This window comes from Streptomyces sp. NPDC014006 (assembly GCF_043088925.1).
Classification (GTDB): domain Bacteria; phylum Actinomycetota; class Actinomycetes; order Streptomycetales; family Streptomycetaceae; genus Streptomyces.
Genome location: NZ_JBICAJ010000021.1, coordinates 51,932 through 65,192 on the forward strand (window position 1 = coordinate 51,932; position 13,261 = coordinate 65,192).

Sequence of the window (13,261 nt, forward strand, 5' to 3'; positions counted from 1 at the left end):
CACCATGGCGACCGGCGGCGTCGTGTGCGCCGTGGACGTGGGCACATCGGAGGTGCGGGCCGCCCTGGTGGCGTCCGACGGGCAGCGGCTGCTTCAGGCTCGCAGCAGGCGCGGCGCCGACGAGGGCACCGAGACCTTCGACGCCGAGCGGCTGTGGGACGACCTGTGCGACGTCCTGCGTCACGTCACCGATGATGCCGCCCGCCCGCGACTGCGGTGTCTCGCCATCGCGGGGCACGTCGGTCAGGTTCTGGTCGACGAGCATGGCCACCCGCTGGGCCGGGCCGGCGGGTGGGCCGACTCCCGTGGCGTGCGGGAGGTCACGGCCGCCTGGCCCGACCCGGCCACCCTCCGCCTGACCGGCCGCCCCGCGGTCACGGGCGGGGCCGTCCCCCTCCTGCACTGGCTGAAGGACACCGACCCGTCCCTGCACCGGCGCGTCCGATGGGCGCTCGCACCCAAGGACTTCCTGGTGCTGCGTCTGACCGGCCAGGCCGCCACCGACATGACCAGCGCGGCGTACACGCTCGGCAGCGACGTCACGCGCCGGGCCTGGGACCCCGGCCTGCTCGCCATCGCGGGAAAGGGGCCGGAGCACTTCCCTGAGCAGCACGCCGCGACGGACATCGTCGGTGCCGTCACCGCGACCACCGCCCTCATGACGGGCCTGCCCCAGGGCTTGCCGGTGGCCGCCGGGGGCCCCGACGGCACGGTCGGCGCCGCCGCCGTGGCAGGCTCGGCCCCCCACGCCGTCGTCGACGTGGCCGGTACGACCGACGTACTGACCCGGGTCATCGCATCCCCGCACGAACGCCCCTCTGCTGCCGTACTCAACCCCTACCTCACTCCCGGGCTGTGGACCTGCGGCGGCGCGACCGGCATGACCGGCGGAGCGCTGGCCTACTGGGCCCGCCTGCTGGGACTCGGCGACCCGACCGCCGCTGTGCAACGGCTGGGTCCCGCGCTCGGCGCCATCCCCGCGGGCAGCGACGGACTGTCCATGTCGCCGCTGCTCACGGGCAGCCGTTTCCCCGGCTGGGACCAGAGGGAACGGGGCGGGCTGTGGGGTCTCGCCGAGCATCATGGCCCCGCCCACCTCCTGCGCGCCGCGCAGGAAGCCGCCGCGTACGTCGTACGTCAGGCCGTGGACACCCTCTTGAGCGACGACGCCTCCGACACGCCGATCGTGCTGGCCGGCGGGCCGTCACGCTCACCTGAACTGGTGCAGCTGCGGGCGGATGTTCTCGGCCGGCCCGTGGACGCCAGCTCGGAGCCCGATGCGAGCCTGCACGGTGCCGCGCTGCTGGCACTGGTCGCGGCGGGACTGGAGCCCAGCCTTGAGGCGGCGCAGGCACACACGGAACGCGGCCTGCGCCGGTTCGCCCCACAGCCTCCTGTCGCGGCACGCTATGACGAGCTCTACCGGCGGTGGCTACGCGCCAAGGACGGATAGCCCTGGTGCGAGGACGCGGTCCGCGGGGCCGGCAGGCGACAGCGAGGAGCCCTCGCCCGGGCGGTGCCGTCCGTGGTTCCGGGGCCACGAGCCGTGCCCGGCTCACGTCCGTCGCTGGAGTCGGGTCCTGGATCAACGCCCAGGTCCCAAGTGATTGCACCCTTCGCGTCGGCCAGGTACTGGAGCCGGGTCAGGACCGAGGCCAGGAGCCATCCCGCTTCCACCGACGGGCTCATCACCACAGTGCGGCGGGAGGGTGCGGACCCGGTGCGCAAGGTCCACCCCTGGAGCCTGCCGTTCGAGGACCGGGTGCACCTCCGAGCAGTCGAACGATGTCCGGGGTGGGCAGTTCGTCGTCGTGGGACTCCAGCCAACCCTGAGTGAACCGCGTCCTGCCGGCGGCAGCCTTCGAGTGCTGGTCCGTCACCCTCCAACAGGCGCCCATCCACTCCGGCCTGCCCGGCTACCGCTCAGGGCTCGACCGCGCCGGCGACGGCAAGGCCAGCGACTGGTCCTGACCGCCCCCGCAGCCGGGCCGAACCGCTGTTGGAGCGACGGCCATGGCCGGGGTGCGACGGGGCCGGGGGGTTCCGGTGTACGGGTAGGGCATGACGATTCCCGTGAACCAGCTCAGCGACCCGACCGTACGCGCCTTCGTCACGGCCCTCAACGCGGGCGACCGGAGCACCGTGTACGACGTTCTGACGCCGGGCGCGACCATGGCCGACGACGGAACCGACCGCGACGTCCGCGACTGGCTCGACCGGGAGGTGTTCTCCACCCGTGGGCATATGGACATCGAGTCGGAGGCGGACGACGGCCGCGCGCTCGTCGCCCGCTACCGCAACGACACCTGGGGCGAGATGCGGACCAGGTGGCACTTCACCGTCGACGACGGCAAAGTGTCCCGCTTCGAGACCGGCCAGGCGTAGGCCCCGCCTCGTTCCTTTGTGCGGACCCGCGCAAGCCGGTGTCGGCTGCGCGGCAGGTGGGGCGGCGTCGGCCGGCCCCGCTCGCGGGGATCGCTTCCCGTTCCGGCGGCGGACGTGTGCCGTGGCTGCGGAGGTCGTCCAGGCGGTCGCTGACGGCGGGTGCCCCCGGCGACCTTGGGTGAGGAGCGCTACGTCTACCGAAGTGCGGGTTGCGGGCTCTAGGGATTGCCGGGGCCGATCACTTTGGCCACTTCGCTCATGTCGTTGTCCAACTGGTGATCGCGTCCGGGCAGTCGGTACACCTGTGCCTGCGGAATCGCGCGAGCATAGAGGTCGGCGTGCAGCGGTGGGGCGATATCGTCCTCGAGTCCGTGAAACACATGCACCGGCGCCCCGCGCGGCAGTCTCGCGCCGAGATCGCCGGGCAGTTCGAACTCGGTGCCCGGCCAGCCGCCGTTGCCGACGAACGGGGCGGCAATCAGTACGATCGCTGCAAGCCTGCACGTCGGCGGCTGCTCGGCGAGTGCATGGACGAGGATCGTTCCGCCCACGGAGTGGCCCGTCACGACCGCGCCGTCCCCGAGGTTCGCCAGATCGCGCCGGATCGCCGGGCCCCACCGGGCATAGCTCGGGTCGTCCTCGTCCGGCATCCGCGGGTAGCGGACCTCGTACGCGTCCCCGAGCTCTCGCCTCAGGCTGTCGACCAACTTGTCGTCCCACGCGTCGTGCGCGCCCGCGCCGCCACCCTGGATGAACAAGATCTGCTGAGTCCCTGCCATGGCAACCCTCCCTCGCCCCGTCCGACAAGCCGGTGTTACCCGCTGCGGACAGATGTCTTCGCAAGGAGGGACCCGGCCGGCACCCGAACGGTGAACCAAGTGCCCCCGTACGGACCTCCACGAACAGCACCGGCACCCCGTCCTCGGGCGAGGTGAGCACAACGTCCGCCTGGCCGCCGCCCTTGCCGGTAAGACCCGGCACTGACGCTTCGAGAGAGGCAGGACCACATTGTGATCACGCGGGGGTTAAGATCACGCCGACTGTTCAACTCTCCAAGGGGGAAAACAACTTCATGTTCAAAACACGCAGCCGGATAGGCACGGTGCTGGCGGCGACCACCGTATCGGTCGGCCTCTCGATCGGCGTGGGTGCGGGCAGCGCCTCGGCGGCGCCCCGGCTCACCACCGACACGATCTGGTACCAGGACGGCAAGTCGGTGGTCGTCTCCCTCTACGCCGACGGCAAGTACGCCGGCGCGGTGACCTGGAACGCGGACCCGCTGGGCGAGAAGCCCGGGGACGCACTGCAGGCATACGACGGCGGGGCCGACGGCTGGGGCGTCATGGGGACGGTCTCGGACCCCTGGATCTACCGCTCGGCCTCGACAGCGGGGCACGCCTCCCCGTACACCACCAAGTGGGTGACCGGTGACATCAAGGAGGGCACGCGGCTGGACATCTCGGTGTGTCTGGTGAAGGGGTCGGAGAAGGTCTGCGACTACAATCTGCCCCGCGTCTCCTCGTAACCGCACGCACGTGACCCCTGCGGACTGAAGCGGGGCGCATGCTGGGGGGCCGTTCCGGTTCGGGGCGGCCTCCCTGCTTTCACAGACACCGGGCACGCACCCTCGCCACACCCCGTCATGCCCGAGTACGCGGTCCATCAGATGCGGACCACCCGGAAGATCCTGGTGGTTCTCCTGGTCCTCAAGCCGCAGACTCAAGGGCCGGCCCTTGCGGACCGGGTCGGCACCCTCACGCCGCAGCGCGGTGACCAGCCTGCCGGACTTCCGAGGTCTCACCCCAGTGAGCTCGAGGCGATCCTGGGTGCTCGGTCAACGAGGAGGACCTGTGGGGCTCGTTCTGTTCCCGGGAGACGATGACACCAGCAGCCCGGACGTCTCTTGGTCCTACTCCGGCTTCGGAGCGTTCCGGCGGTGGCTGGCGCAGGCCGAGGGCTTCGCCCTGGACGAGATGCACGGCTTCGGCGGACACCGCCCGTGGAACGACGCCTTCACCACCCTGGCACCACTGCTCAATCATCCCGACGACGACGGCCCCGACCTCACGCCGGCCCAGTGCGCGGCGATCCTGCCCCGCCTGCAGGAGATCGCCGGCCAGCCTCAAGGCGGGAGCACCGACCCGCTTCTCCAGCGGCACAGAGACGACGCCCGCCAGTTGGTGGTCGTCCTGCGACTCTGCATTGAGAAGGAGGTCGACCTCACCTTCGGCTGACACGGGCGGGCGCTACCGGCTCACTGCAGTAAGCAGTTACGGGCCAACGCTCAGTTGGAGGGTGACTCGTCGGCGAGCTGGTTGCTGCGGTCGATCTCCGGCATGTGCGTCTCGGCCCAGTCCCGCAGGGCGGAGAGCGGTCTTTCGAGGGACAGGCCGAGCTCGGTGAGCCGGTAGTGGACGGCGGGCGGCACGGTGGGTTCCACGCGGCGCGCGACCAGGCCATCGCGGACCAGACTCTGCAGGGTGACGGACAGCATCTTCTGTGAGATGCCCGGGATACGGCGCCGAAGTTCCGCGAAACGGAGCTCACCCGGAGCCTCCTCGGCCAGCACCTTGACCGCCATCGACGTCCACTTGGTGCCGATACGGTCGAGCAACTGGCGGGTCGGGCAGCGCGGATCCAGCAGGTCACCGCGGTCACCGGGCCGCTGGTCACTTCCGTCGGGCCTCGACGTGGTCACCCGGGACTCACCACCTGAAGGAAAAGTGCCATCTTGGGCCAACCAGCATAGTTGCCTAGCGTGACCTGGTCACCATCACTCACCACTTACCTGGAGCCCCTCCATGCCCGAGCTGCGACGCGTCCTTGCCAACGGTGTCGAACTGAACGTCGCCCTCGCCGGGTCGGGCCCGGCCGTCCTGCTGCTGCACGGCTTCCCGCACACCTGGGAGCTGTGGACGGACGTCATGGCCGATCTGTCCGGCCGCTACCGCGTCATCGCGCCTGACCTGCGCGGGTTCGGCGCGAGCAGCCGTGCCGCCTCCGGGTACGACGCGGGCACCCTGGCCGAGGACGCCGCGGGGCTTCTCACCACGCTCGGCGTGTCCTCGGCCGCGGTGGTGGGCATCGACGCGGGCACCGCGCCGGCCTTCCTCCTCGCCCTGCGCCGCCCCGGCCTCGTCCGGCGCCTGGTCGTCATGGAGTCCCTTCTGGGCAGGCTGCCCGGCGCCGAGGACTTCCTCGCCGACGGGCCGCCGTGGTGGTTCGGCTTCCATTCCGCCGAGCCTGGCCTCGCCGAGACCGTGCTGGAGGGCCACGAGGCCGCCTACGTCGACTGGTTCCTGAGCGCCGGCACGCTCGGCGACGGGGTGCGCCCCGCCCTCCGGGACGCCTTCGTCCGCGCATACACCGGCCGCCAGGCGTTGAGCTGCGCGTTCTCGTACTACCGAGCCCTTCCGGAGAGCGCAGTACAAATCGAGCAGGCGGTCGCCACTGCCCGCCTGACGGTGCCAACGATGGCCCTGGGCGCCCGGCCCGTCGGTGCTGCGCTGGAACGCCAACTCCGCCCGGTCACCGACGATCTCTCCGGACGCGTCATCGAAGACTGCGGCCACATCATCCCGCTGCACCGGCCGCGCGCCCTGCTCACGCTGCTGCATCCGTTCCTGGCCGGTGAGGACGCGGAAGCAGCGTGACCGGGCGGGAGCTGACATTCGATGCACGCCTATGACAAGTCATCTCAATTGGCGAGACGGCGGTAGCAGATCAGGGTGCAAGCGATGCTGGTCAAGGCCAGGAAGTGGCTGGCCCTGCGTTCGTAGCGTCGGTGGAGGCGTCGGCAGCCAGCAAGCCAGGCCATGGTGCGTTCGATGGTCCAGCGGTGCCGGCCCAGCCGCCGGCTGGAGTCTGTTCCTTTGCGGGCGACGGGGTGTGATTCCGCGACCGTGTAACCAGCGTCGCAGGTGGTTGTAGTCGTAGCCCTTGTCACCGTGGAGCTTGCCCGGTCGACGCCGCCGTCGGCCGCGACGGGCCGCTTCCGCCGCTACGCCCTCGACGGCATCTTCACCCGGGCCCTGCAGCAGATACAGGCCCGGGCTGACGCGGCCGGAGACATCGACTGGCTGGTCCAGATCGACTCCACCATTACCTCACGGCAGGACGCGGCCGGTGCCCCACCAGGGGTGCCGGCCACGTTGCACCTGAGCATGAACCGAGGTACTCGGCAAGTCTCCTGCTGGCCACGAAGCCCCCTGCTGGTCTGAAGGTGCGGTCACAGGGGCGTTGGCGGCACGCCTTGATCATGGCCATGCCCGTCGTGGTGACAGCTGGGCAGCGTGGGGACCCGCCGCAGTTCGAACCGGTGCTGGAGAAGGTCCGCGTGCCCCGCATCGGGACGGGCCGGCCGCGTGTCCGTCCCGATCGAGTGCGCGCTGACAAGGCGTACGCCTCCCGCACGAACCGCGCCTACCTGCGCCGCCGGGGGATCCGCTGCACCATCCCCCGACAAGGTCGACCAGGCCCGTAACCGCAGGAAGCTCGGCTCCCGTGGGGGCCGGCCGCCACGTTTCGACCCGGTCGACTACCGCGAGCGCCACGCGGTCGAGTGTGGGATCAACCGCCTCAAGAGGCACTGGGCCGTCGCCACCCGTTATGACAAGCTCGCGGTCCGCTACGAGGCTACTGTCCTCGTCGCGGCCATCAACGAGTGGCTGTGATCAGCACGCTTCGCCAGAGTTCGTAGTCCTGGGCCGCCTCCTCCGAGCGACTGCCGCGCAGCGTGAGACCAACAGCATCCTCGTCTGACGGTACGTCTGGGGTCGGCTGGGAAGCAGCTTGGGGCGACGGCGGAGCGGTATAGCGGCGGGTCGAGGCCAAGAACGATCGCTGCTGAGCTGGTCCTGTGGCGGTTCAGCGCTCAATGCCCAGGCCGTCCAGGAACTCCTGGAACAGATCCTCCACGAACGGGTCGGACCGCTTCGACAGGGCATCGGCGATCGTCTTGGGCAGGGGGGTCAGGCCAGCCGCCCGTGCCCAGGCCACAGCGCGCTCCGCAGCCTCCTCCGGCCCCAGGAACCAATCGTCGACGGATTGGCCGCCCTCCGCCATGTAGGCGGACATAGCCGTCCGGTCGAGACATGCGCGCCAGGTTGCCTGGTCCCTGGTCCGGCCTTCCAGCACAAGGCAGTCACTGTCCATGACGAATCCGGCAAGGACAGGGCGGCCAGTGACTTCCACAAGCTCGATGAGAGTCTCCTCGTCGAGTGAGGTCTGCCCTTCCAACGACCAGAGCCGCCAGTCATCGGCGCGCTCCTGAAGCAGCTCCATATGCACCCCGTCGGTGAAGGCTGACGCCCCGTTCAGCGGGTGCCGATGGCGGACGACGATGAGAGAACCCCAGTACCCCACGCGATTACTCCATCTCCGAGAGCGGCCGCCTGGCGTCGCTCGCCGCCGCCACCCAGAGCCGCGTTTGCGCTGGGAGGTGCGATTCTTGCAGAAGTCGCATCCTTGTCGGCACAACCAAGGTCCACTTTCGCAACAGACCCTAAGCTTGTCGTTTAACGACTCCGCTGGGCAGGCGACGGTGCTGGGGCAACGATCGACGCAGGTCTATCCCCAACAGCTTCTTGCCCACCATCCGTCGTCGGGCGAGGCGAAGGGGTCGGGCCAAGTTTTGGCGATGTAGAGGTCGTCGAGCGGTTTCACCAGACGCCGCAGTTCACGCGCCTCCTGTGGCGGAAGAGCGTGCATTGCCGCTTCCAGAACTTCCCGCTCGTCGGTTGTGTAGAAGGGGTTGCACAAAGGGCAACCGCAACCGCCGGAGAGAGCACGACTGGGGCGGTGGGCTGTTCGTGACCACTGCTGCAAGGCCTGGGCTATCGCCCCAGGCCAGAGCCGATCGTGTTCGAGGCGGGAAACCGCTCCGGCTAGCTTGCCGGAGCCACGCGGCAACCCGGGTGTTGGTGTTTCATGCGTCTGCCGCCTCGGGTGACGTCCGGAGGCGCGGACTTGGGACGGCCGATTACGCGGCATCGTCCTTTCTGAGCTTGTTGTTCACGGGGTCAGCATGCCAGATCCGGGGACGGCTTCGCGCCCCGGATTGGGCGTCGGACGGGTCGTCTCGCCAGTGCGCCGGGGCTTGGTTCCTTGCTTGTGGTGCGCGGGTCGGGTGTAGGACTCGCCGGTGGCGAGGACTCGTCCGACGTCGTAGCGCGTGGCGGGTTGTCGGTTCTTCGAACCGAGCGGGCGACCGGGGCCGGGCCGGGTGGGTTTCGGTGCACCGGCTGGCGTGCCCGTCTTCGCCCACAGGTTCCTGAACCCCCGCCTCACTCGGGCCGGGGTGAACCTGTTCGGTTCTGCCGGCCGCTCCCACGGCCGTCGGAGGTCGCGCGCGAGCGGGCGGGCGAGGCGGAGCTGGGCGTGTGCGGCCAGGATGAGCCAAGTCCAGCGGTCGGCCGCTTCCGAATCTCGCAGACGGGGCCTGGTCCAGCCAAGCGTCTGCTTGAGCAGCCGAAACGTGTGCTCCACGTCGAACCTTCGCAGGAATGCCTGCCAGCAACGGTCGACGTCGTCCGTGGCGCCACCGGTGCCCGACCACCACAGCCAGACGGGCTTGTTCACGCCGCCGCTGGGCAGTTGCGCGACCGTCAACCGGATCACGGTGCCCTCGATGATCGGCAACGGGCCCACGTGATCGAGCCACGCTGCCCGGCGGGTCAGCCGCGGGTGGAGGCGGTCCCAGGCTTGTGCGGTCGCAGTCCCGTACCGGTCGGTGTTAGTGACGGTGACCGCGGTGGCCTCTCCCCACGTGGCCGGGTCACCGAAGACGAACTCGCCTCCGTGCTTGGGCGGACGACCACCTTGCGGCGGGCAGATCCATGGCACGGGGACGGGCTTGCGCATGACCCGGTCCGAACGGAGCCGGCCCAGTCTTCCATGATCTACTCGTGGGGCGTGGAGATCTGACGAGTGAGCAATGGGCCAGGCTGGAGCCGTTGTTGCCGGTGAGCGAGAAGCCGGGGCGGCCTCCGGTCTGGTCGAAGCGGCAGCTGATCAACGGCATACGCTGGCGGACGCGGACCGGTGCGCCCTGGCGGGACGTTCCCGCACGCTACGGCGAGTGGGAGACCGTCTACGGCCTCTTCCGGCGCTGGCAGCGCGACGGCACCTGGAGGCGAATCCTCACCCAACTGCAGGCCGAGGCCGACGCGAAAGGCCTGATCAGCTGGGACGTGAGCGTGGACTCCACGGTCGCGCGAGCGCATCAGCACGCCGCAGGCGCCCGCAAAAGGGGGATCTGCAGCGGGACATACCTGGCGGAGTCGCAGTCGAGCCCGCCGACCACGGGCTCGGACGCTCATGCGGTGGACTGACTACGCAGGTGCACTTGGCGGTCGAGCACGGACAGAAGCCGCTCTCCTTCCTGGTCACCGCCGGTCAGCGGCACGACAGCCCCCAGTTCCAGCCGGTCCTGCACCGCATCCGGGTGCCGCGCGTGGGCGTCGCAGGCCGCGCTGCCGACCGGACCGGGTCCGGGCCGACAAGGCCTACGGGTCCCGAGCCAACCGCGGCTACCTGCGAAGACGCGGCATCGGCTGCACGATTCCTGAGAAGACCGACCAGACCCGCAACCGCAAGAAGCTGGGCGCCCTCGGCGGTCGCCCACCGAAGTTCGACAAGGCGGACTACCGCGAGCGCCACGCCGTCGAGTGCGGGATCAACCGCCTCAAGCGTCACCGGGCGGTGGCCACGAGGTATGACAAGCTGGCCGTCCGCCACGAGGCGACGGTCACCATCGCCGTCATTAACGAGTGGCTGTGATCGCTACAACGGCCCGCGATTCTCCGGGCCGGCGTGCGACCCTCCAATCCAGAAGGTCAGCGCCTTCCGCCCCCCCCTCCCAGTGATCGCCGCATCGCATTTGACCAGTCGCATCTGCGCCTGGGCCACCTCCGCGCCGGCCTCCCGGAACTCCTCTTCGCCAAGTGGCGCACGGACCGGATCGACGTCTCGCGCCACGCGGTCCAAGAAGCGGTCGACCGACTGGCCGAAGGTGTCGACCTGGCCCGCGACCTCCGCGGGAGCGATCAAGCTGACCTTCGTCAGAACGGCGCTCCACTCCGCCCAGTCATAGTCCCAGCCGCGACGGTCGGCGTGTGCGCGCTTGATCACCATCGTGAACTTGGCGTAGTGGCCGAGGAGTTCTTGGTAACCAACCAGCTGCTGATCCCGCGACCACTGATGGTCCTGGCCCCGTCTGGTGACGACCCCGCCTACCAGCACTCCCACGGTCGCCGAGGCCGCTCCGGTAACGGTCGTGATCAGCGCTTCCAGCAAAGCCACCCAAGCCCCCGTACCCAGCTGCCGTTCGGTCCGCGATCGGAACATAGCACTGGTGCATGTTGGTGCGTCAGAGCATGCGATGGCCTCGTAGCGAACGATGACATCGGTGGCTGGCCGACGCTTTTGAAACACGCCCTAGTAGGCCACAACGACGCCGGTTCCGTCGGCCTCCTCGCAGGTCGTGGGTGGGTTCGCGGATGCCGTTGCGGGCCTCGCGCCAGACTTCGTCGGACAGGTCGGCGGGATAGGGGCCGTGGAGGCTGAATGATGTGTGGTACGCGGTGACAGTCGGTCTGAGCAGGGCGTGTGCAGGGGTGAGGGGGACACCGGAGCGTGCGTTCTCAACGTCGCCTGAACCGGTAGGTTTTTTGAATGAGACAGGAGCTTTTATAAGGAAGCCTGCGCATGACTGGTCTGATGATTGCCGCAAAAGCCGTTTTTCGGCGTTGCGCTTGGCTCGTGTTCGTGTCTGACCGCCGACAATCGGCATGAACCAGGCGGCTGTGATCGCGAAGCGTACGTCCAGGCACCGGAACGGCGGCCACGGGCCGGTGCCCGTGTCCGTGTCCGGCGGCAGTCGAAGAATCCCAGGAGGTGGCCAAGGTCATGACAACCGGGACTGCCGTCCCCGGCAATGGCGCCGGGCTCGCGTATGCGAGTGGACAGGGGCGTTGGGTGCTCACGGCGGCCGTGCTGGGTTCCGCGGTCGCCTCCATCGACGCAACCGTCGTTGGCATCGCGCTGCCTGCCATCGGCCGGGACTTCCACGCCGGGCTGGCCGCGCTCCAGTGGGTGGTCACCGCCTATACCCTGACCCTGGCGGGCCTGCTGCTGGTGGCCGGCGCGCTGGGCGACCGATACGGGCGCAGACGCTTCTTCCTCATCGGGGTCACCTGGTTCGCCGCGGCCTCGCTGATGTGCGGACTGGCACCTGACGCCCCTACTCTGATCGCCGCCCGGGCGCTGCAGGGCGTTGGCGCGGCTCTCCTCACTCCAGGCAGTCTGGCCATCCTGGAGGTCACCTTCGCACCCGACGACCGGGGGAAGGCGATCGGCGCCTGGTCGGGACTGAGTGGTGTCGGCACAGCGATCGGTCCCTTTCTGGGCGGCTGGCTGATCCAAGCGGCGTCCTGGCGGTGGATCTTCGCCATCAACCTGCCGGTGGCTGCCGCCGTGATCGCGATCTCGACGCTCCACGTCCCGGAATCCCGGGACCCGCAGGCTCCCGAGCGCGTGGACGTGCTCGGCGGGGCGCTGGTGACCCTGGGGCTGGTGGGCATCACGTACGGGCTTATTGAGGCACCGTCGAACGGCTGGACCAGTCCGGTGGTCCTGGGCAGCTTGACCGCAGGGGCGCTTTTGCTGGGCTCCTTCGTGCTGTGGGAGCGTCGCTCACGAAACCCGGTGCTGCCTTTGGAGTTGTTCCGCTCGGCTCAGTTCAACGCCACCAACGCGGTCACCTTCGTGTTGTACGGGGCTCTCGGCGGTGCACTGTTTCTGGTGCCGGTGCAACTGCAGCAGGTGTCCGGGTACACGGCCCTGGAGGCCGGCATCTCGCTCCTGCCGCTCACTATGGTGATGCTGTTGCTCTCAGCTCGCTCGGGTGCCCTGGCCGCGCGGATCGGCCCCAGGTCGCAGATGAGCATCGGTCCTGTCCTGGTCGGTTGCGGCATCGCGCTGTTCACGCGGGTGGGCGCGGCCGCGGACTACGTCACGGAGGTGCTGCCGGCCGTGCTGGTGCTGGCTCTGGGCCTGGCCACGACCGTTGCACCGCTGACGGCCACTGCCCTCGCCACCGCGCCGGCACGGCATGCGGGCGCGGCGTCAGCGGTGAACAACGACGTCGCCCGCGCTGCCGGTCTGATCGCTGTATCGGTGCTTCCTGCCGCTGCGGGGCTCACCGGGGCGGCCTACCTGGATCCGAGCCGCTTTTCCGCCGGTTTCGACACCGCCTGTCTGATCTCGGGAGCCCTGTGCGTCCTGGCCGGGCTGCTCGCCGCCGCCATCATCCGCAACCCCGATCGGCCTGTCCGTACCGATGTTGGCCCAGGAAGAGCCGTCGGCGAACAACGCCCCCTGCACTGCGCGCTGGACGCCCCGCCCGCCATCACACGTGGACGGCCGACGGGGGACCGCCGCGGGTTCCTCGCATTCTGTCGTCGAGTGCGCCGATGACTCTCACGTACGCACATGACGCCACACGTCCACTCGGATCCTTCCTCAGAGTTGTTCCAGAGGCCAGCGCCCCTGACCGCAGCTCACCGGAGGAAGTCCCGTCCCGGTTGTCCCCGAGCAAATCGCGCGGCCCTTCCAGTGGTCTGCCGGCCATCGGGAGGGCGTCGCCCTCTCGGCCTCGGTCACCAGATTCCGTATCACAGACGTCTACAGCGACGGGTTGGCAGCTGCGGCCTCGCGCAGGTAGGCATGATCCATGCCGAGCAGGTGTGCATACGATTCCCGATATGACGCCCGGCGGACTTACTGGTCCTAACAAAGCCTCTGGACGTGTCGGTGGGTGATCAGGCAGACGGCGAGGCCGAGGAAGGCCTCGTGGATGTCGTCGCGTCGTTCCCAT

Annotated in this window: 12 protein-coding genes and 5 pseudogenes; 10 read left to right on the forward strand and 7 right to left on the reverse strand. The window is 69.3% G+C overall.

Annotation, left to right across the window (positions count from 1 at the left end):
• The first annotated feature begins 4 nt into the window (after nucleotides 1-4).
• From ACF1GV_RS39555 to ACF1GV_RS39570, 4 genes and pseudogenes are all read left to right on the forward strand, one after another.
• Nucleotides 5-1,453 (forward strand): FGGY-family carbohydrate kinase, encoded by a 1,449-nt coding sequence (locus ACF1GV_RS39555; protein WP_391691439.1) that lies wholly within the window; start codon nucleotides 5-7, stop codon nucleotides 1,451-1,453.
• 228 nt (nucleotides 1,454-1,681) lie between these two features.
• A pseudogene (locus ACF1GV_RS39560) lies at nucleotides 1,682-1,777 on the forward strand (IS5/IS1182 family transposase); the annotation flags it as partial.
• A gap of 56 nt (nucleotides 1,778-1,833) precedes the next feature.
• Complete coding sequence (locus ACF1GV_RS39565; protein WP_391691442.1) at nucleotides 1,834-1,971, forward strand: excalibur calcium-binding domain-containing protein; 138 nt, start codon at nucleotides 1,834-1,836, stop codon at nucleotides 1,969-1,971.
• Between the two features lie 90 nt (nucleotides 1,972-2,061).
• Nucleotides 2,062-2,385: a nuclear transport factor 2 family protein gene (locus ACF1GV_RS39570; protein WP_391691445.1), complete on the forward strand. Its 324-nt coding sequence runs from the start codon at nucleotides 2,062-2,064 to the stop codon at nucleotides 2,383-2,385.
• Between the two features lie 218 nt (nucleotides 2,386-2,603).
• On the opposite strand, the gene ACF1GV_RS39575 is transcribed toward ACF1GV_RS39570, so the two are convergent.
• Nucleotides 2,604-3,164 carry an alpha/beta fold hydrolase gene (locus ACF1GV_RS39575; protein WP_391691448.1) on the reverse strand — a complete coding sequence of 187 codons (561 nt, stop codon included), beginning with the start codon at nucleotides 3,162-3,164 and terminating at the stop codon, nucleotides 2,604-2,606.
• A 293-nt stretch (nucleotides 3,165-3,457) separates the two neighbouring features.
• Here ACF1GV_RS39575 and ACF1GV_RS39580 point away from each other — a divergent pair, with 293 nt between their 5' ends.
• Nucleotides 3,458-3,910 carry a hypothetical protein gene (locus tag ACF1GV_RS39580; protein WP_391691450.1) on the forward strand — a complete coding sequence of 151 codons (453 nt, stop codon included), beginning with the start codon at nucleotides 3,458-3,460 and terminating at the stop codon, nucleotides 3,908-3,910.
• A gap of 174 nt (nucleotides 3,911-4,084) precedes the next feature.
• Here ACF1GV_RS39580 and ACF1GV_RS39585 read toward each other — a convergent pair.
• Nucleotides 4,085-4,186, reverse strand: a pseudogene (locus ACF1GV_RS39585) (IS5/IS1182 family transposase); the annotation flags it as partial.
• Between the two features lie 49 nt (nucleotides 4,187-4,235).
• Between ACF1GV_RS39585 and ACF1GV_RS39590 the strand changes: the two are divergent.
• Complete coding sequence (locus tag ACF1GV_RS39590) at nucleotides 4,236-4,619, forward strand: hypothetical protein (RefSeq protein ID WP_391691453.1); 384 nt, start codon at nucleotides 4,236-4,238, stop codon at nucleotides 4,617-4,619.
• A 50-nt stretch (nucleotides 4,620-4,669) separates the two neighbouring features.
• On the opposite strand, the gene ACF1GV_RS39595 is transcribed toward ACF1GV_RS39590, so the two are convergent.
• Nucleotides 4,670-5,083: a winged helix-turn-helix transcriptional regulator gene (locus ACF1GV_RS39595; protein WP_391691456.1), complete on the reverse strand. Its 414-nt coding sequence runs from the start codon at nucleotides 5,081-5,083 to the stop codon at nucleotides 4,670-4,672.
• A 103-nt stretch (nucleotides 5,084-5,186) separates the two neighbouring features.
• Here ACF1GV_RS39595 and ACF1GV_RS39600 point away from each other — a divergent pair, with 103 nt between their 5' ends.
• Entirely contained in the window at nucleotides 5,187-6,038 is an 852-nt protein-coding gene (locus ACF1GV_RS39600; protein WP_391691459.1) for an alpha/beta fold hydrolase, read from the forward strand.
• A gap of 44 nt (nucleotides 6,039-6,082) precedes the next feature.
• Here the strand turns inward: ACF1GV_RS39600 and ACF1GV_RS39605 are convergent.
• A pseudogene (locus ACF1GV_RS39605) lies at nucleotides 6,083-6,404 on the reverse strand (transposase); the annotation flags it as partial.
• 345 nt (nucleotides 6,405-6,749) lie between these two features.
• Here ACF1GV_RS39605 and ACF1GV_RS39610 point away from each other — a divergent pair.
• Nucleotides 6,750-7,058: a hypothetical protein gene (locus ACF1GV_RS39610; RefSeq protein ID WP_391691462.1), complete on the forward strand. Its 309-nt coding sequence runs from the start codon at nucleotides 6,750-6,752 to the stop codon at nucleotides 7,056-7,058.
• Between the two features lie 193 nt (nucleotides 7,059-7,251).
• Here ACF1GV_RS39610 and ACF1GV_RS39615 read toward each other — a convergent pair whose 3' ends face one another.
• Together ACF1GV_RS39615 and ACF1GV_RS39620 are read right to left on the reverse strand one after the other, a co-directional pair.
• On the reverse strand, nucleotides 7,252-7,749 hold the full coding sequence (locus ACF1GV_RS39615; protein ID WP_391691465.1) for a hypothetical protein: 498 nt from the start codon (nucleotides 7,747-7,749) through the stop codon (nucleotides 7,252-7,254).
• A 648-nt stretch (nucleotides 7,750-8,397) separates the two neighbouring features.
• Nucleotides 8,398-9,273: pseudogene (locus ACF1GV_RS39620) on the reverse strand (transposase); the annotation flags it as partial.
• 17 nt (nucleotides 9,274-9,290) lie between these two features.
• Between ACF1GV_RS39620 and ACF1GV_RS39625 the strand changes: the two are divergent.
• Nucleotides 9,291-10,164: pseudogene (locus ACF1GV_RS39625) on the forward strand (IS5 family transposase).
• A 3-nt stretch (nucleotides 10,165-10,167) separates the two neighbouring features.
• Here the strand turns inward: ACF1GV_RS39625 and ACF1GV_RS39630 are convergent.
• Nucleotides 10,168-10,686: a hypothetical protein gene (locus ACF1GV_RS39630; protein ID WP_391691468.1), complete on the reverse strand. Its 519-nt coding sequence runs from the start codon at nucleotides 10,684-10,686 to the stop codon at nucleotides 10,168-10,170.
• Between the two features lie 606 nt (nucleotides 10,687-11,292).
• Here ACF1GV_RS39630 and ACF1GV_RS39635 point away from each other — a divergent pair.
• Entirely contained in the window at nucleotides 11,293-12,861 is a 1,569-nt protein-coding gene (locus ACF1GV_RS39635) for a DHA2 family efflux MFS transporter permease subunit (RefSeq protein ID WP_391691482.1), read from the forward strand.
• Nucleotides 12,862-13,261: the final 400 nt, after the last annotated feature.

Excerpts from the sequence above, each read along its gene's own strand:
- ACF1GV_RS39570 (WP_391691445.1), top strand. The coding sequence starts at position 2,062 with ATGACGATTCCCGTGAACCAGCTCAGCGACCCGACCGTACGCGCCTTC.
- ACF1GV_RS39600 (WP_391691459.1), top strand. The coding sequence starts at position 5,187 with ATGCCCGAGCTGCGACGCGTCCTTGCCAACGGTGTCGAACTGAACGTC.
- ACF1GV_RS39580 (WP_391691450.1), top strand. The coding sequence starts at position 3,458 with ATGTTCAAAACACGCAGCCGGATAGGCACGGTGCTGGCGGCGACCACC.
- ACF1GV_RS39555 (WP_391691439.1), top strand. The coding sequence starts at position 5 with ATGGCGACCGGCGGCGTCGTGTGCGCCGTGGACGTGGGCACATCGGAG.
- ACF1GV_RS39575 (WP_391691448.1), bottom strand. The coding sequence starts at position 3,164 with ATGGCAGGGACTCAGCAGATCTTGTTCATCCAGGGTGGCGGCGCGGGC.
- ACF1GV_RS39635 (WP_391691482.1), top strand. The coding sequence starts at position 11,293 with ATGACAACCGGGACTGCCGTCCCCGGCAATGGCGCCGGGCTCGCGTAT.